The 17,886-nt window shown below is 60.3% G+C and carries 11 protein-coding genes; 6 read left to right on the forward strand and 5 right to left on the reverse strand.

Going from position 1 to position 17,886, the window contains the following annotated elements:
- Positions 1–7: 7 nt before the first annotated feature.
- The 3 genes from LVD12_RS12455 to LVD12_RS12465 form a co-directional block, all read right to left on the reverse strand.
- Positions 8–6,094, reverse strand: a complete 6,087-nt coding sequence (locus LVD12_RS12455; RefSeq protein WP_237068052.1) for a non-ribosomal peptide synthetase — start codon at positions 6,092–6,094, stop codon at positions 8–10.
- Positions 6,091–6,900 carry a CheR family methyltransferase gene (locus tag LVD12_RS12460; RefSeq protein ID WP_237068053.1) on the reverse strand — a complete coding sequence of 270 codons (810 nt, stop codon included), beginning with the start codon at positions 6,898–6,900 and terminating at the stop codon, positions 6,091–6,093. Before LVD12_RS12460 ends, LVD12_RS12455 begins: the two co-directional genes overlap by 4 nt.
- 251 nt (positions 6,901–7,151) lie before the next feature.
- Entirely contained in the window at positions 7,152–8,030 is an 879-nt protein-coding gene (locus LVD12_RS12465; RefSeq protein ID WP_237068054.1) for a DUF533 domain-containing protein, read from the reverse strand.
- 223 nt (positions 8,031–8,253) lie between these two features.
- Here LVD12_RS12465 and LVD12_RS12470 point away from each other — a divergent pair, with 223 nt between their 5' ends.
- Positions 8,254–9,240, forward strand: coding sequence for a calcium/sodium antiporter (locus tag LVD12_RS12470; protein WP_237068055.1), 987 nt, complete (start codon positions 8,254–8,256; stop codon positions 9,238–9,240).
- A gap of 17 nt (positions 9,241–9,257) precedes the next feature.
- Here the strand turns inward: LVD12_RS12470 and LVD12_RS12475 are convergent, their stop codons facing one another.
- Both LVD12_RS12475 and LVD12_RS12480 read right to left on the reverse strand, forming a co-directional pair.
- Positions 9,258–9,578: a chaperone modulator CbpM gene (locus LVD12_RS12475; protein ID WP_237068056.1), complete on the reverse strand. Its 321-nt coding sequence runs from the start codon at positions 9,576–9,578 to the stop codon at positions 9,258–9,260.
- 2 nt (positions 9,579–9,580) lie between these two features.
- Positions 9,581–10,534: a DnaJ C-terminal domain-containing protein gene (locus LVD12_RS12480; RefSeq protein WP_237068057.1), complete on the reverse strand. Its 954-nt coding sequence runs from the start codon at positions 10,532–10,534 to the stop codon at positions 9,581–9,583.
- A gap of 120 nt (positions 10,535–10,654) precedes the next feature.
- On the opposite strand from LVD12_RS12480, the gene LVD12_RS12485 reads away from it, so the two are divergent.
- From LVD12_RS12485 to LVD12_RS12505, 5 genes are all read left to right on the forward strand, one after another.
- Positions 10,655–12,037: a nicotinate phosphoribosyltransferase gene (locus LVD12_RS12485; protein ID WP_237068058.1), complete on the forward strand. Its 1,383-nt coding sequence runs from the start codon at positions 10,655–10,657 to the stop codon at positions 12,035–12,037.
- A gap of 323 nt (positions 12,038–12,360) precedes the next feature.
- Positions 12,361–13,992 carry a TldD/PmbA family protein gene (locus tag LVD12_RS12490; protein WP_237068059.1) on the forward strand — a complete coding sequence of 544 codons (1,632 nt, stop codon included), beginning with the start codon at positions 12,361–12,363 and terminating at the stop codon, positions 13,990–13,992.
- A gap of 54 nt (positions 13,993–14,046) precedes the next feature.
- Entirely contained in the window at positions 14,047–15,378 is a 1,332-nt protein-coding gene (locus tag LVD12_RS12495) for a TldD/PmbA family protein (RefSeq protein ID WP_237068060.1), read from the forward strand.
- Positions 15,379–15,405: 27 nt separating this feature from the next.
- Positions 15,406–17,037 carry a TldD/PmbA family protein gene (locus LVD12_RS12500; protein WP_237068061.1) on the forward strand — a complete coding sequence of 544 codons (1,632 nt, stop codon included), beginning with the start codon at positions 15,406–15,408 and terminating at the stop codon, positions 17,035–17,037.
- Positions 17,038–17,176: 139 nt separating this feature from the next.
- A complete protein-coding gene (locus tag LVD12_RS12505; protein ID WP_237068062.1) occupies positions 17,177–17,884 on the forward strand; it encodes a DUF4159 domain-containing protein in 708 nt (235 codons plus the stop codon).
- Positions 17,885–17,886: the final 2 nt, after the last annotated feature.

A 17,886-nucleotide genomic window follows, 5' to 3' on the forward strand; every position in this document is an offset into this window, starting at 1 on the left:
ATTTTCTTCAGTGTACCCGGTCTCCCTCCAAAGGACGCGTGAACTCCCCGCGGGCATGGAACAGATTGCGGTCGGACATCTCCCACCATTGCAGCGATTCCAGCTTGGCGATGGTTTCCCGTGAGAAACGATAGCGCACCACCTGCGCCGGGTAGCCGGCAACAATCGCATAGGGCGGCACGTCCTCCACCACCACGGCACCGGCGGCGATGACCGCACCGTTGCCGATCTTGCGTGTGGGATACAGGATCTTGGCACCATCACCTATCCACACGTCATTTCCCACTTCGATGGTCACCCGGTCCAACTCGTAGCCGGTACTGAAGCCAAGTCCCTTGAAATAGAACAGGCCGTGGGTCGAGAGTGTATTGCGCGGGTGGTCCGCATTCTGGAAATTCACCGTGCGGTAAATGGTGCAGTACTTACCGATCCGGGTGCTGTTTTTCAGCCGCACCGAATCGAATGGCACACTGGAGAAATCCGCCACGTGAATATCATGGTGTTTGCGGAAGAGCTTGCGCATGGTGACGCTGAACGTCGAGCCACCCTCCAGTTTCAGGATCAGACGCTGCAGCAGGCTGCGGAACCAGCCACGGCGAATACCATACAGGGGGGCGAGCCATTTCTTCGCGAACGCGGACTCTCGCATTTTCATGCCGTGGGGAAAGTCCGGCAGGTCGACCGCTTCTTTCTTCTCACGCACTGCGTCCAGAATCGCGTCCACCTGTCGACTGGCTTTTTCATCCAGGGCGGCCCGTTCCATGACCTGCTGTTCGGACTCTCCATCACGGAACGCAGCAATGGCACCGCTCAGCTGTCGGATACTGGCAAAATCAAACAGTAAGGTCGGTGGCAGGCTCAGACCGAGGTTTTGGTTGAGCCGCGCGATGGCATGGATGGCCGCCAGCGAGTGGCCACCGAGATCAAAGAAACTGGCTTCATCTGATTCCACCGCGGTTTTCAGCACATCGCGGAATACGCCGCGCACGACCTGCTCGATATCGGCGGGAGCGCGGCTGCTGGGAAGCTCCGCCTCCGACTCGGCTGCGCTGTCTGCAGCCTGCAGGGGAGCATCCTGCTGCTCCTGTGCGGACCCTTGTGACCGAGCCGGTTGTTCCTCTCTCGTCACTGCCTGTTCCGGTTCCGGTGCCCGGACCACGGGCGGTGTTTCTGTGATTGCCGCCGTGTCTGTCAGCGGCGTTTTCACCGCCACGGGTATTTTGGGCCTGGCTTTCGTCACTTTTTTCTCTGGTTCTGCAACTGGTTGTTCCCGGCGGCTCTCGACCGATTCGCAAGCCGGTTCTTCTGGGCTTGTTGCCGTCGGGGTCGTCGTCGCAGCTCCTGCCTGTGCTGCCGATTCGTCGCCGGTCGGTGCGGGAAAAGCCTTGCGATCCACTTTGCCGTTGGCCGTCATCGGGAAGGCATCAAGGGTAACGAAATAGGCCGGCACCATATATTCCGGTAGCGTCTTCCGCAGCCGCGCCCGCAATGCGGGAATGTCCACGGCCTGATTCGCCGCCGGGATCAGGTAGGCGGCCAGGTACTGGCTGCCGTAATCATCCCGATGGGCGATCACCACAGCGCGGCGGATATCATCACCGGCGAGCGCCTTCTCGATCTCACCGAGCTCGACCCGGAAGCCGCGGATCTTCACCTGGTGGTCAATGCGGCCGAGGAACTCCAGCCGCCCATCCGCCCGCTCTGCCACCAGGTCGCCAGTGCGATAGAGGCGACCATCCGGGTCCTGGTTACTGGCAAAGAATTTTTCGGCAGTGAGCTGCTCCCGGTTGCGATAACCCCGCGCCAGGCCGGCGCCGCCAATACACAGCTCTCCCGGCACTCCAGCAGGCTGCGGTACGCCAGCGGCATTGGTGACATAAAAGCGCGTGTTGGCTATCGGCGCACCGACGAAGCGCGCATCTTCCGGGGCCCGTATGCGCCCGGCCGCCGACCAGATGGTGGTTTCCGTTGGACCGTACAGATTCCAGACTTCAAGACCGTGTTCCAGCAGTCGTGTTGCGAGATCCTCACCCATCGCCTCACCGCCGCAGAATACCCGTACACCCGGCTGGCCCTGCCAGCCGAAGTCGAGCAGCATCCGCCAGGTGGCCGGAGTGGCCTGCATGACGGTGACATTGTGTTTTTCAATCGCGTCGCGGATTCTCTGCGGATCCATACAGCCGCGCCGGTCCTGAACGACCACACTGCCACCACTCACCAGTGGCACAAAAATCTCCAGCATGGCGATGTCGAAGCACAGGGTTGTCACTGCCAGCAGGCGGTCCTCGGCGGTAAAGCCCGGTTCCTGCTGCATGGCGCAAAGGAAATTGACCAGACTGCGATGGGTGATCTCCACGCCTTTCGGCCGGCCGGTGGAACCCGAGGTATAGATGACATAAGCCAGGTCATCCCCGCTCGCCAGCGGCTGCAGGTTGCGGCAACGATCCCGGGCGAGGATTTCATCCGGCTCGGGCGGCAGCAGTATTTCACCGCTGAAATCTGCGAAGCGCTCTTTCAGCTCCTGCGAGGTAATCAGGAACCCTGCACCGGAATCCTCCAGCATGTAGTCCAGGCGCTCCGGTGGGAAATGTGGATCCAGTGGCACATAGGCGCCACCGGCTTTCCACACCGCCAGCAGAGCGGTGACCATGGCGATATCCCGATCGATACAGACCGCCACCAGCTCCCCGGGGTTCAGCCCCTGGTCGATCAGGTCGCGCGCCAGGGTATTGGCCAACCGGTTGAGCGCGCTGTAGGTGAGCTGCTCCGCACCGGCGATCACGGCGATGTCTTCCGGCTGGTGGGTCGCCATGCGCTCGAACAGCTGCGCAGTGGTTTCCTGCACCGGCAGCGTGCGAGCGGTCCGTTGCGCCTGTTCGCGCAACCGGCCACGTTCGGTGATGCCAATCAGCGGCAGCTCGGCCACGGGTTGGTCGGGCATCCCGACCGCCCCCTCGAGCAGGCGGATGAAGTGCTGTGACATCCGCTCGATGGTGTCCCGCTCGAACCGGGCCCGGCGGTATTCAATGCTGCACGCCACTTCATCGGATTTTTCCAACACAGACAGCGTCAGGTCGAATTTGGATCCGCCGCTATGAATCTCCAGAGGCTTGACCCTCAGCCCGGGGATCGACCAGGGGTCCCCATCCATCTGCCGGTGAATGAACAGGTGCTGGAACAGTGGCGCTGTCCCGCCGCGACGATCCGGGTTCAGGTCGGCCACCACCCGTTCGAAGGGCACCTGGTCATTGGAGAAAGCATCAATGGTGGTTCCACGCACACGTGACAGCAGGTCGCGGAAGCTCGGGGTATCGGCAAAGTCGGTGCGTAACACCAGGGTGTTGATGAACAGCCCGATCATGCCCTCGGTCTGGGTCAACGGGCGGCGCCCGGTTGGGGTACCGACGAGGATATCGTCCTGGCCGGAGTAGCGGTGTAGCAGCAATTGCCAGACCGCCAGCAAGACCATGAAACCGGTCACCGACTCCTGTTTTGCCAGTGTTTTTGCCGCCGCCCACAGGGCAACTGGCACCTTGAAGCGCACCAGTCCGCCGCTAAAATCCGGCTTGTCAGTGGGTGGGTGGTCAGCCGGCAGGTCGAGGGTTTCCGGCGCGCCGGACAGCTGGTCGCGCCAGAATGCCAGCTGCTGCTCTACCTGCGGGCTTTGAGCCAGGTGCTGCTCCCACTGGGCGTAATCGGCGAACTGGAAGTCCAGCGGCGGCATGGTCAGTGCGCGCCCTTCGCTGAATGCCGCATAGCTTTTCGCCAGCTCGTGGAAAAAGATCGCGGACGACCAGATGTTATCGTAAATGATGTGGTTGAAGACCAGCGCCAACACCGCTGCCCGGTCCCCGACACGTACCAGGGTACTGCGGAACAGGGGTCCACTGGCGAGGTCCTGGCGCTCTTCCAGCAGGCCGCGGCAGATCTGCATGGCCCGCTTGGCACGCTCGGTTTTTGCCAGCGCGCGCAGGTCGATCACATTCAGCCGGTACTCCGCGGCGGGCAGGATTTCCTGACGCGGCCCCTCGTCGTCACTGGGGAAACGGCTGCGCAGGATCGCATGGCGCCCGACCGCCTGGCCGATTGCCTGCTCCAGGGCCGCCAGGTTCAGCTCCCCCTCCAGGTACACCGTGTTGGAGATGTTGTAGGCGGCACCGCCACCGTAGAGCTGGTCGGCCAGCCACATTCTCATCTGCGCCGATGACAGCGGCAGGCGGACGTCTTCCGCGACATGACTGAGCTGGGGGAGGGCGTCCTCTTCTTCCAGTGTCGGTGCCGCTTCGATGGCAGCCGCCAGCTCCTTGAGATCCCGCGCTTCAAAAATCGCCCGCACGGAGAGATCCGCGGAGAAATGTTCGCGAATACGGGCCAGCAGCTGCATGGCGCGCAGGGAGTGCCCTCCCAGATCGAAGAAATTCTGGTTAATGCCGATTTCGTCGCGGTCGAGGACCTCCTGACAGAAGGCGACCAATCTGGTTTCAATCGGCCCCTGCGGTGGCTCGCGCGTTTCAGTGGTAAGAATATTTCCCTCGGCCGGGGCCGGCAGGGCATTGCGATCCACTTTGTTGTTGGGCGTCTTCGGCAGTTCGTCGAGGCTGACGACCACCGTGGGGATCATGTAGTAGGTGAGCCGGTCGGCAAGATAATTGCGCAGGGCCTGCACCGTCACCAGTTCACCTTCTGCCGGCACGATATAGGCCACCAGCTGAGTCTCGCCGCCGATTTCACGGGCTACCACCACTGCCTCGTCAATGGCCGGGTGATCGATCAGGTGTGCCTCAACCTCGCTCACTTCAACACGGAAGCCGCGGATTTTCACCTGGAAATCCTTGCGACCGCGGTGGCGCAGCAAGCCATCCTCTTCCATCTGGCCGAGATCACCGGTGCGGTAGATGCGGACTTCCGGATCGTCCGGATCACGACTGAAGGATTTTTCCGTGGCCTCCGGGTTTTTCCAGTAACCCAGCGCCACATAGCGACTGCGCACGGCGATCTCTCCTACTTCCCCCACCGGTACTTCCAGGCCTTCTTCGTCGAGCAGCAAAACGTCCACGCCCTCGACGGGATAGCCAATGGGTACCACCTCCTCTTCGATCTCGGTGTGTTCGTCAATGGGGAAATAGCGCATGGTGCCGGTCTCAGTGGAGCCGAGACCAGTATAAAAAGCAATTTTTCGCGAGAAGACTTTCCTGGCCAGTTCCACATCGCTGGTCAGTACCCGCTCACCACCAAAGATCACCAGGCGGATATCGAACACGTCAGCGGGACCGCTGTATGCCCGGGCGAATTCACGGAAAACCGATGCCACCGAGTGGTAGATGGTGATGCGGCGCGACCGGAGCCAGCCAGCGAGCTTTTCGACCCCATCGGACCGGAAATCGTAGGGGAACAGCGAGGCCCCGTTCAGCAGCGCTCCAAAGATGCAGTACACGGAGGCAATCACACTGCAGGAATAAAACAGGGTCATGCGATCCTGAGGAATCACCCGCTGCAGGTTCGTGCGACGCATGCAACCATGCAGTACATTGCGCTGGTTCTGCACCACCCCCTTGGGACGACCGGTCGAACCCGAGGTGTAAATGATGTAGGCCAGCGCGTCGGGGGAAATATCGAACTCCAGGTTTTCACCGCTGGTGCTCTCTGGTATGCCGTCCAGGTCCAGGATGCGCGGGTTGTCACCTGCCAGGCTGGTCGCTGCCTCCCGGTGCTGGCTGTTGGTGACCAGCAGCACAGCACCGGACTCGCGGTAGATATGCTGGTTTCGTTCGGCAGGAAATTCCGGATCGATGGGGACATAGGCATGTCCGCACTTCAATACCGCAAGGATGGCGGCAATGTTCTGGATACCCTTCTCCATGAACACGGCAATACGCGCAGGCTCCTCGGCCGGTATTACCGTGAGGATATTCCTCGCCATGCGGTTGGCGAGCTGGTTCAGTGCCCCGTAAGTGATGGATGAGTTGGCATCGGTCATTGCCAGTCGGCCGCCATAGAGAAGGGCGATCTTCTCAAAGCGATCCGCAATCGATTGCTCCGTTTCCCCCAGCGTAAAACGGGAAAAATTCGCGGAGAGGTGCTCGACGATATTCATACTCTTGCCTTGCTGTAAATCGTGCAGTGTTCCCGGATCCACTCCCTGGAGCGGTTGCTGAACGGTTTTCTCCCCCAGTACGCCGCAGCCCATCCGTTACCGCGGTCCACCCGCGCATCGTTGTGGATTTCCTCGATCAGGTACTCCAGCGGATCGAGGTAGAATTTCTTGGTGAGCTTGACCCGCATGTCGACGTCCATACCGTTGATGAACAGTGCGGATCCCGGGCGCAGGGCCAGGTTGAGGTTGGCAAAAGCGCGGCGGGCACTGGCGGGCGGGAGGTGGAAAAGCACATTCTGGGCGAATACCAGGTCCACCTTCCCGAGGCTTTCGATAAAGGCCCTGTCGAGCATATCCCCGACCGCAAAGGTCATATGGGACATCAGGGATGGTTTGACCCGGTAGCCCTCTTCCGTCTGGTCGAAGGTTTCGGCGACGAAGGTCTCCGTGACGAATGGCCCCTGGTACACCTCCTCGCGGGAATAGAGTGGGCTCTGGGCCCGCTCGATCACTTCGGGCACGATGTCGTAGGCACGGATTTCAAATTCCATGTCCGGAAAGTTTTTTTTCAGCACAGAGGCGAGCGAGATAGGTTCTGCACCACTGCAGCAACCGAACACCAATACCTGCAAGGGCCCGTCCCGGCGGGCGCGGATGCGTGGCACGATCTTCTCCACCAGTGCCCGGTACTGATTGGGAAAACGATAGAACTGTGTGTAAACCCGGTTTTCGCGTGGCGCGGTTTTTACCACCCACCAGTGCTTGAGGTGACGCAGTAACGTCTTGATGCGCGATGACTCTTCCATGAAACTTCCGCGAGGTTATCTAATTAGAAAAAAATCTGTCTTATCGTGCAGGGCAGGCATTATCCCGGGTGCAATGCCCGGTTTAGCACTAGTGAAACAGCCCGCAAGCAAACCGGTGCCACTCCGGAGCATTGCACTCCGGGAATTGGAACCCGACCGGTGCCGCAGTTCTCACGCCTACCACAGCGCAAAAAATTATAGGCACTGGCCGCAGTTCTTCCGGTCAGCTGAATGAAATGCCGGACAATTATTCAGCGGGGGATCTGCCGCTCGATGACTTCGGCAGCTTGTTCGGAAATTCCGAGCTTTTCCGCAAGTGAGTTCATGTAGCGGCTCTCAGCTGCATTGTCCTCATTGATGGTCATGGCAGAGACGAGGTAGAGATTGAATGCGGTGGCGGGATCCTGCACTTTGCTGACCATCGACTCGATATCCACCGGGCGGGTCAGCAGTTCACGCAGCTCGTCCAGGTCTGATGGATCCAGCTGATCCTGCAGGGAGGCGACAATGTTCTGTTGCTCCTGCTCGTCGATGCGACCGTCGGCCTGCGCCGCTGCGATCATTGCCTGTAGCATCAAATCCGCCTGCTCCTCGCCGCGAGCATCCGGCTCGGTAAACTGGAACAGGCCTGCACCCCACTGTCCCGGGGATTGGGGCTGGCCGCCACCCTGACCCCCGGCTCCAGCGGACTGGCCGAACTTGCCGCCATTGCGGGCAAAGATCTGCCCGAGGATATCCGCCAGTACCCCCCCGGGCTGACCACCGGGCTTGGCGCCACCGGGTGCAGCACCGCCGGATTGCTGTTGCATCTGCTCGAAGATGCGCCGGGCGATTTCGGCAAAGACACCAATCCCGCCAGCAGCTGCGGCACCGCCTGGAATCGACCCGGTCATGCCACCTGCGCCAGGTGCCGCGGTACCACCTGCGGCGCTACCTGCGGGCCCGAGCTTGCCAAAAATGTCATCCAGGCTGGCGCTGTCCGGCTGCACACCGCGCTGCGTGGGAGGCGGTACGCGGGAGAAATCCGGTGGCGGCACATCCGGCTGCGGATTGGCCTGCTGACGCTTTTTCTTGTTCAGCATCGACATTCCGGCGCCGATCAATGCACCGAGCAACAACTTCTTGTTCATGGCGACTCCCTGGAGCGTTTGTGGTTTGCTGAAACTGTAGAACAGCGACCGGCGATTCCGTATTCCGTCATTTCTCCCTCGCGAACGCTTTTCCATTTGTGGTCAATCAGTACAATCCCCCCTCGGCAGTACCGGCCACCAGCGGCCGCAGGCTAGACTTCCGGAGCACGGCGGATGGTCCTGCACTGGCACCATCACGCACCTGAACAACCAAGGACATCCCATGCTGTTATCCCTCGCTGCCATCATCGTCGGCTTTGCATTGCTGGTCTGGAGTGCCGACCGCTTCGTCGAGGGCGCCGCCGCCACTGCCAATCACGCCGGCATGCCGCCACTGCTGATCGGTATGGTGATCGTCGGTTTTGGCACTTCGGCACCGGAGATGGTGGTTTCCGCCATGGCGGCCCTGGACGGCAGCCCCGGGCTGGCCATCGGCAACGCCTACGGTTCCAATATTGCCAACACCGGCCTGATTCTCGGCCTGACGGCGGTATTCGTTCCCCTGGCGGTGCATTCGAAGATCGTGCGCAAGGAACTGCCACTGCTGCTCGCCATCAGCTGCCTGACCGGTGCCTTCCTCTGGAACCACGAACTCGCCCGCTGGGAGTCACTGGTATTGCTGGCAGGATTCTTCGGCCTGATTGTGTGGACCATCATCTCCGCGCTGCGCGGCAAGGGGGATGTAGCGGAAGCTGAAATCGAGAGTGAGCTCGAGGCGCATGCGATGCCACTGGGGCGCGCATTGTTCTGGCTGGTCGCCGGGCTCGCACTACTGCTGGTGAGCTCGCGTTTACTGGTATGGGGAGCGGTGAATGTGGCCGAGGCCCTCGGGGTCAGCGACCTGATCATCGGCCTGACCATCGTCGCCCTGGGCACTTCACTGCCCGAGCTGGCGGCGACCATCATCGCCGCCCGCAAAGGAGAGCACGACATTGCCATCGGCAACGTGGTCGGCTCGAATATGTTCAACCTGCTGGCGGTAGTGGGCATCGCCGGTGCCATTGCGCCCATGTCGGACGTGCCGGCGGAAGTGATTACCCGGGACTGGCCCATGGTGGTCGGCCTGACCGTGGCACTGTTCGTGTTTGCCTACGGGTTCCGCGGTCGGCAGGGACGCATCAACCGGTTCGAGGGCGCCATATTACTCGGCGCCTACCTGGCCTACACCGGTTACCTGATCCACCAGATCACCGGCGCCTCTGCCGGCTGACGCGCGCGTACCGGCAGTCAGCGCTCCCGCTCCAGGCGCTGCAGGCGAGCGCGCAGCCGCTCGATTTCCTCCAGCAGTTCCACTGCCAGGGCTGCACCGGCAAGGTTGACGCCCAGATCCCGCTTCAGCGTTCTCACCCGACGCACGCGGCGGATGCACACGGCGCTGAAGTGCCACTGGGCCGGTTGCTCCTGCGCCGGCTCGATCACACCCTCCTCTACCAGCGCCATGATCTCCTCCGCCGGGAGCTGACAGGCGCGACAGAGTTCACTCAGGGTCAGGAGGCGCTCCTCGTCGAGCAGCGTTCCACTCACCTCTGCTGCGTGCTTGCGTACCATGGTCAGCCTCCCAGTCCGCTGCGGGGATTGAAGTCAAAGGCCTCTCTGAAGGCCTGGTAGGCAGCCTTCTCTGCCTCGGTGGATGCCGGCGGCGCAACCAGTTTCAGCACGACAAAAAGATCGCCCGGTTCCCGCGCGGGAATCCCGCGCCCCCGCAAGCGCAACTTACCCCCGCTTTGGCTGTTTGCCGGAATCGTGAGGTGCACCTGCCCCTCCGGTGTAGGCACCTGGATTCTGGCGCCAAGGGCGGCCTCCCAGGGGGCCACCGGCAGGGTCAGGTAAACGGTCTTGCCGTCCACTTCATAGAGCGGATGCGGGTTGAAGGTAATCTCGAGATAGAGATCGCCGGGCTTGCCCTCGCCGATACCCGGCTGGCCCTGCCCCGCCAAGCGGATCTGCTGCCCCTCGGTGACACCTTTCGGGATTTTCACATTCAGTTTGCGCTCCCGCACCCGGGGACGGCCGTCCTCACCGAGCTCGGAATACTTCAGGGTAATCTGGCGGGTCGCACCGCGGTAACTGTCTTCCAGGTCGATGGCGATCCTGGCGTGTGTGTTCTCCCCCTGGGCGTGATACTGCCGCCGCTGTCCACCGCCAAAGCCGTGGGCGAAGCCGGCGCGCCCGAACAGGCTCTCGAAGAAATCGCTGAACGCCTCCGGATCCGCCTCGGTGTAACCACCGCCGTGAAACTCGAAGCCCTGGTCCCAGTTGGGGGGCGGGCGGAAATCCTGACCGGCCCGGTAGCCACTGCCCAGCTGGTCGTAGGCCGCGCGCTTTTCCGGGTCCTTAAGCACCTCGTAAGCTTCACTGACTTCCTTGAAGCGATCCTCGGCGCCCTCCTCCTTGCTCACATCGGGATGGTACTTGCGCGCCAGCTTGCGGTAGGCGCGCTTGATCTCATCCTGCTTGGCATCCCGCTGCAGGCCGAGGATCTGATAGTAATCCTTGTATTCCATAAGGGGGCTCTGCTCCGACAAAACCATCTGCCTCGGGTTGAGAGTATGGCCTCTGCCGCAGACATCAAGCCCGGATACAAATGAAGCGGCTTTGCCAGCATGGCCGCCTAAGCTTGCTGCATGAGCCTGCACAACCTGATCCTCAACGTCGACAGCTACAAGGCGAGTCACTACCTCCAGTATCCGCCCGGCGCGGAAACCATCAGCAGCTATATCGAATGCCGCGGTGGGGACTTTGCCGAGCCGGTGTTCTTCGGCCTGCAGGCTTTTATCAAGGAATATCTGCTGACGCCGATTCACGCCGGCGACATCGACGAGGCGGAATCAGTCCTTACCGCGCACGGCCTGCCGTTCCATCGTCGTGGCTGGGAGCATATCCTCCGAAAGCACGACGGCTTGCTGCCGCTGGAGATCAGTGCCGTCGCCGAGGGCACCCCGGTGCCCCTGCACAATGTAATGCTGCAGGTGGAGAATACTGACCCGGAATGTTACTGGCTCACCAGTTATATCGAGACTGCGCTGGTACGCGCTATCTGGTATCCGGTCACCGTGGCCACCCAGAGCCGCGAGATCAAGAAAACCATTGCCCGCTACCTGGACGACACCGCCGGCAGCCGCAAGGGCCTGGAGTTCAAGCTGCACGACTTCGGCGCCCGCGGTGCCAGCAGCCTGGAATCCGCCATGCTCGGTGGCATGGCGCACTTGGTGAACTTCCACGGCACTGACACGGTTTCCGCGCTGGTGGCGGCGCGCCGGTATTACGGTGCCGATATGCCGGCCTTTTCCATTCCCGCTGCGGAGCACAGCACCATGACCGCCTGGGGCCGGGATCGCGAGCAGCAGGCCTACGCCAACATGCTGCGACAGTTCATCGGCCCGGACCGGATGGTGGCCGTGGTCAGCGACAGTTACGATCTCTGGCATGCGATCGAGAATATCTGGGGTGACGCCCTGAAAGACCAGGTCATCAATAGCGGCGGCACCCTGGTGGTGCGACCGGATTCCGGTGACCCGGTATCGATCGTCACCGAAAGCCTTGAGCGCCTGATGCGGATTTTCGGCGCGCGGCAGAACGCCAGGGGTTACCGGGTATTGCCGGATTACATCCGCCTGATCCAGGGGGATGGTGTATCCCGTTTTTCGATTCCGGAAATCCTCCAGGTAATGAAGGAACAGAACATGAGTGCCGAGAACATCACCTTCGGCATGGGTGGGGAACTGCTGCAGAAGCTCGACCGGGATACCCTGAGTTTTGCCATGAAGGCCAGCGCTATCCGGATCGATGGACAATGGCATGACGTGTGGAAGGATCCCGTGACCGGGCCCGAGAAAAAGTCCAAGCGCGGGCGCCTGGCGCTGATCAGGGGCGACACAGGGGAGCTGGAGACAATCCGTCTTGAAGCACTGAACCAGCACACCAACCTGTTACAGCCGGTATACCGGAACGGGCGCCTGCTACGGGAAACAGATTTCGAAGAAGTCCGGCAACGCGCGCAAATCTGAGAACGGCTGGCGCAATATTGACCAGCCCTGTATCCCCAGCTTCCCCCCTACTGCACAGGTCAACGCAACCACGCCCACCGACCTCAACTCAACTGATCCTCGCCTCAGTTCAACGACGACAGCTTTACAGGCGGCTCTCCCCGGAAGGAACCTGAGCGTTGCTCAAAATTTTGTATCCCCGGCAGCGGCCGCATGATGCGCTGACCGGCCACCACCATTGTGGTAGGTTGGATACACGGCTGGGGCTCTGCCCCGGCGGCCAGAGAACAATAACCAATACTCCCGGCACTACTGCCCTGCGGTGTACCGGGCTGGGGAGGACCATGCAGAGACGAGAATTCCTGAGGCTGGCCGGTGTCGGTGCCGGCGGTATCCTGTTGCCGGTGTACGGGGCCCGCGTTACGGCAGCGGAACTGACCCAAAATGGTATGGATGTGCGGCGCAAGAAGGTGCTCGCGGATATCGTGTTGAATACTGCCCGCAAGGCTGGTGCCACCTATACCGATGTCCGTATCGGCCGCTACCTGAACCAGTTTGTCATCACCCGCGAGACCCGTGTTGACAACATCGTCAATACCGAGTCCTTCGGTGCCGGTGTCCGCGTGATCGCCAACGGGACCTGGGGCTTCGCCGCCACCAACGACCTGACTGACGACGGCATCGCCCAGGCAGCGCGCCGTGCAGTAGCCATCGCCAAGGCCAATTCCAAGTACCAGGTGGAGCCGGTACAGCTGGCACCGGTCAAGGGTGTGGGCGAGGTGTCCTGGCAGACCCCGATCGAGAAAAATGCCTTTGAGGTGCCGATCGGCGACAAGGTGGACTACCTGATGGAGGTCAATAACAGCGCTCTCAAGGCGGGTGCCAGCTTTATCAACTCCTCCCTCTACCTGGTCAACGAGCAGAAGTACTTCGCCTCCAGCGACGGCTCCTACATCGATCAGGACGTGCACCGCCTTTGGGCGCCGATGACTGTCACCGCGGTGGACAAAGACACTGGCGTGTTCAAGACCCGAGACGGCCTGAGCACTCCGGTGGGAATGGGCTACGAGTACCTGGATGGCCGCGAGGAAGACAAGATCCAGGGGCAGACGACCCTGTACAAGAATTCCTATGACATGGCCGAGGATGCCATCCTCGCCGCCGATCAGGCCAGGGCCAAGCTCTCCGCGAAATCCATTGACCCTGGCAAATACGACCTGGTGCTGGAACCCCTGCACCTGCGGCTCACCATCCACGAGTCCGTCGGTCACCCACTGGAGCTCGACCGGGTACTGGGCTATGAGGCCAACTTTGCTGGCACATCCTTCGCCACCCTGGACAAGTGGCGTAGCGGGAAATTCCAGTATGGCAGCGACAAGGTCAACCTGTTTGCCGATCGGACCCAGCCCGGGTCCCTGGGTGCCGTCGGTTATGACGATGAAGGGGTAAAAGCCAAACGCTGGGATCTGGTCAAGGGTGGCATCCTGGTGAATTACCAGGCCACGCGCGATCAGGTACACATGATCGACCAGGACGAATCCCACGGTTGCTCCTATGCAGACAGCTGGGACAGTGTGCAATTCCAGCGCATGCCCAATGTCTCCCTGGCGCCGGGCAAGGAAAAATATTCCGTCGACGACATGATCCGCGATGTCGAAAAAGGGATTTACATCCTTGGCCGCGGCTCCTACTCCATTGACCAGCAACGCTACAACTTCCAGTTCGGCGGCCAGCTGTTTTACGAAATCAAAAACGGCGAGATTGTCGGCCAGGTAGAAGATGTCGCCTACCAGTCGAACACCCAGGAATTCTGGAATTCCTGTTCGGCTATCTGTGATGAGAGTGATTACCGCCTGGGGGGCACCTTCTTCGATGGCAAGGGCCAGCCCAGCCAGGTCAGTGCAGTCTCCCACGGCTGCGCCACCACTCGCTTTGACCAAATCAACGTGATCAACACCAAGCGTAATATTTCGTAAAACGCTGTTCGGGCAACTGCCCCGTCAAAAAAATAAGTAACCGGAGAAAAAATAATGGCAATCCTGACCAGAAGTGAAGCGAAGGGCATTCTCGACAAGGTGCTGAAGTACAGCCGTGCCGATGGTGCCAGTGCACAGCTGAGCGGCGCCGAGACCGGTAATATCCGCTACGCCCGCAACAGCGTTTCCACCAGTGGCATTGTTGACAACATCGAGCTGGCCGTTGAAGCCCGCTTTGGCAAAAAGTCCGGTGTCGCCACCATCAATGAATTCAGCGATGCGGCCCTGGAAAAGGTCATGCGACGCGCTGAAGAGCTGGCGAAACTTTCCCCAGACAATCCGGAAGCCATGCCACTGTTAGGTCCGCAGAAATACATGGCCGTCAATGCCTTTGCCAAAGGCACTGCCAACATCACCCCCGAACAGCGCGCCAAGGCTGCAGCCGATTCCATCATGGCCGCCAAGAAAGACAAGGTGGTGGCAGCCGGCTACCTGGAAGACGATCGCTCCTTTGCCGCCGTCGCCAACACCGAGGGCTTGTTCGGCTACCACGTCGCCACCTCTGCCAACTTCACCGTCACCATGCGCACCGAGAATGGGCTGGGCTCCGGCTGGGCAGAAAGCGATGTTACCGATTTTGCCGATATGAGTACCGCTGCCACTTCTGGTATAGCCATCGACAAGGCAGTGCAGTCTCAGGAGGCCCGTGCGCTGGAACCCGGTAAGTACACAGTGATCCTGGAACCCAATGCTGTCTCCGGACTGCTGGGCTACATGATGTCCAGCTATGACGCCCGCAATGCCGATGAAGGGCGCAGCTTTATGAGCAAGAAAGGCGGCGGTAACCGGCTCGGTGAGAAGATGTTCGACAAGCGCGTGCATATCTACTCCGACCCCGCCGACGCCAACGTACCCGCGACACCCTGGTCCGAGGAAGACCACATGGCCCTGCAGCGCATCGACTGGGTAAAGGGTGGTGTGGCCACCAATATGCCCCGCAGCCGCTACTGGGCTGAAAAAAATGAGGAAGAGGCGATCCCCACTCCCGGCAACCTGATCATGGTGGGTGGTGACAAGAGCACCGAGGAAATGATCAAGAACACCCGCCGCGGCATTCTGGTGACCCGCACCTGGTATATCCGCATGGTGGATCCACAGTCCCTGCTGCTGACCGGCCTGACCCGCGACGGTACTTTCTATATCGAGAACGGCAAGATCAAGTATCCGGTGAAGAACTTCCGCTTCAACGAGAGCCCGGTGATCATGCTCAACAATATCGAGGAGATGGGCCAGGCCAAGCGTGTGGGCATGTGGGGCTTCTCCGCCATGGTGCCGGCACTGAAAGTGCGCGATTTCACCTTCAGCAGCCTTTCCGACGCGGTTTGACAGCGCCAGCCAACATGAGGACCTGACATGGACAGAAGAAAATTTCTCCAGTTGAGTGGCGCCGGCGTCGGTATATCGATGCTGCCGTTCTCCGGCAACCTGATTGCCGAGAGCCAGCTGACCACCGACGGCATTGACCTTTCCGTCAAGAAAGAGCTGGCCGATGCCGCTCTGAACACCGCCACCAAACTCGGGGCAAGCTACGCCGATGTACGTATTGGCCGTTACCTGAACCAGTACGTGCTGACTCGCGAGCTGCAGTTGCAGAATGTGGTCAATACCGAGTCTATCGGCATGGGCGTGCGGGTGATTGCCAATGGCACCTGGGGTTTCAGTGCCACCAATGACATGACCGTCGACGGTATCGCCAAGGCTACCCGCAAGGCCGTGGCCACCGCCAAGGCCAACTCGAAGCACCAGAGTGAACCGGTTCAACTGGCAGAGCAAAAAGGCTTCGGCGAAGTGAGCTGGAAAACCCCGATCCAGAAAAACGCCATGCAAGTACCCCTGGCGGAAAAGATCGACCTTCTTATGGAAGTCAACAAGTCGGCCCTGGATGCGGGTGCCAGTTTTATCAATTCCAGTCTCTATCTGGTTAACGAGCAGAAGTACTTCGCTTCCACAGACGGGTCTTACATCGATCAGGATGTACACCGCCTGTGGGCGCCGATGACCGTCACGGCGGTGGACAAGAAAAGCGGGGGTTTCCGCACCCGTAACGGCCTGAGCCAGCCAGTCGGACGCGGCTTCGAGTACCTGGAAGGGCGCCCCGAAGAAAAAGTGCAGTCACAGACAGTGCTTTATCGTGATTCCTACGACATGATCGAGGATGCGAAACTGGCCGCGCAACAGGCACAGGAAAAGCTCACCGCCAAGTCGGTAAAACCCGGCAAGTACGACCTGGTGCTGGATCCGAGCCATCTGTGGCTCACCATCCATGAGTCGGTCGGCCACCCGCTGGAGCTGGACCGCGTGCTCGGCTACGAGGCCAACTACGCGGGCACTTCGTTCGCCACCCTGGACAAGTGGCGCAGCGGCAAATTCCAGTATGGCAGTGACAAGGTCAACCTCTTTGCCGACAAAGTGCAACCCGGCTCCCTGGGTGCCGTCGGCTATGACGACGAAGGCGTTCAGACCGGCCAGTGGGATCTGGTGAAGGATGGCATCCTGGTGAACTATCAGGCCACCCGCGACCAGGTACACATGCTCGGGCAGGAAAAGTCCCACGGCTGTTCATATGCCGATGACTGGTCCAGCGTGCAATTCCAGCGTATGCCTAATGTTTCGCTGCTGCCGGGTAAAGACGAGCTGAGCCTGGACGAGATGATCAAGGATGTGGAAAAGGGCATCTACATTATCGGTGCCGGCTCTTTCTCCATCGATCAGCAACGCTACAACTTCCAGTTCGGTGGCCAGCTGTTCTACGAAATTGAGGATGGCAAGATCACCGGTATGCTGGAGGATGTTGCCTACCAGTCCAATACCCAGGAGTTCTGGAACTCCTGTTCACAGATCTGTGACAAGCGCGACTACCGCCTGGGTGGCTCCTTCTTTGATGGCAAGGGTCAGCCGGGCCAGGTAAGCACTGTGTCCCACGGCAGCTCCACTACGCGCTTTGACGGCGTTAATGTAATCAACACCAAGCGCAAGCTCGGTTAATTGGCTGCGGACCTGATAAAAGGCTGTCATCCCGGCGCAGGCCGGGATCCAGTCACCCCCAGTGCTGGATGCCGGCCTGCGCCGGCATGACAACTCGGGTCTTCACGTCCATCTACGCATTGAGTACAGAGCAGTAATCGTGTCCCCCTCCCGCAGACATTTCTTCAGCCAAGTGTTGCTCGCCAGCGGTGCCCTCGCGCTGCCGGCTATCCCGCGTGCGCAATCCGGGGAGTATTACGATTTCTATTTCACACGCCTGATGTACGAATCCGGCGACTGGGATGTGGACCAGCGCATGCCGTCCAATGTGCTGAACTCGCTGATCGAATACACCAACCTCAAAGTCGACCCCAGGGAACGCATCGTGCCACTGGCAGACCCGGCCATGCTGCTGGCACCGTTCTGCTACCTGGCCGGGCACAAGCTGGTGGAATTTACTGCGGCAGAAGCGCGCAACTTCCGCGATTATGTCAACCGCGGCGGCTTCGTCTTCGTGGACGACTGCAACCACGATATCGACGGCCTGTTTGCCAAGTCCTTTGAAGCACAAATGGTGGAGCTGTTCGGCGAGGACTGTCTGCAGAAACTACCTGGCGATCACGAACTCTATCACTGCTTTTTCGAGTTCGATGAGCTGCCGGTCACCAGCTTCGAGCTGAATGGCTGGGGGGACGACCTGGTGCATGACTACCTAAAAGCCATTGTCATCGATGGTCGTATCGCGGTGCTTTACAGCAACAAGGATTTCGGCTGTGAGTGGGACTATGACTACCGCAATAAACGCTGGCTTGCGATCGACAATACGAAATTCGCGGTCAATATCGTTATCTACGCATTAACCACGTGAAC

Origin of the sequence: Microbulbifer guangxiensis (genome assembly GCF_021729075.1) — a bacterium.
Classification (GTDB): domain Bacteria; phylum Pseudomonadota; class Gammaproteobacteria; order Pseudomonadales; family Cellvibrionaceae; genus Microbulbifer; species Microbulbifer guangxiensis.

Excerpts from the sequence above, each read along its gene's own strand:
- LVD12_RS12455 (WP_237068052.1), bottom strand. The coding sequence starts at position 6,094 with ATGAATATCGTCGAGCACCTCTCCGCGAATTTTTCCCGTTTTACGCTG.
- LVD12_RS12460 (WP_237068053.1), bottom strand. The coding sequence starts at position 6,900 with ATGGAAGAGTCATCGCGCATCAAGACGTTACTGCGTCACCTCAAGCAC.
- LVD12_RS12465 (WP_237068054.1), bottom strand. The coding sequence starts at position 8,030 with ATGAACAAGAAGTTGTTGCTCGGTGCATTGATCGGCGCCGGAATGTCG.
- LVD12_RS12470 (WP_237068055.1), top strand. The coding sequence starts at position 8,254 with ATGCTGTTATCCCTCGCTGCCATCATCGTCGGCTTTGCATTGCTGGTC.
- LVD12_RS12475 (WP_237068056.1), bottom strand. The coding sequence starts at position 9,578 with ATGGTACGCAAGCACGCAGCAGAGGTGAGTGGAACGCTGCTCGACGAG.
- LVD12_RS12480 (WP_237068057.1), bottom strand. The coding sequence starts at position 10,534 with ATGGAATACAAGGATTACTATCAGATCCTCGGCCTGCAGCGGGATGCC.
- LVD12_RS12485 (WP_237068058.1), top strand. The coding sequence starts at position 10,655 with ATGAGCCTGCACAACCTGATCCTCAACGTCGACAGCTACAAGGCGAGT.
- LVD12_RS12490 (WP_237068059.1), top strand. The coding sequence starts at position 12,361 with ATGCAGAGACGAGAATTCCTGAGGCTGGCCGGTGTCGGTGCCGGCGGT.
- LVD12_RS12495 (WP_237068060.1), top strand. The coding sequence starts at position 14,047 with ATGGCAATCCTGACCAGAAGTGAAGCGAAGGGCATTCTCGACAAGGTG.
- LVD12_RS12500 (WP_237068061.1), top strand. The coding sequence starts at position 15,406 with ATGGACAGAAGAAAATTTCTCCAGTTGAGTGGCGCCGGCGTCGGTATA.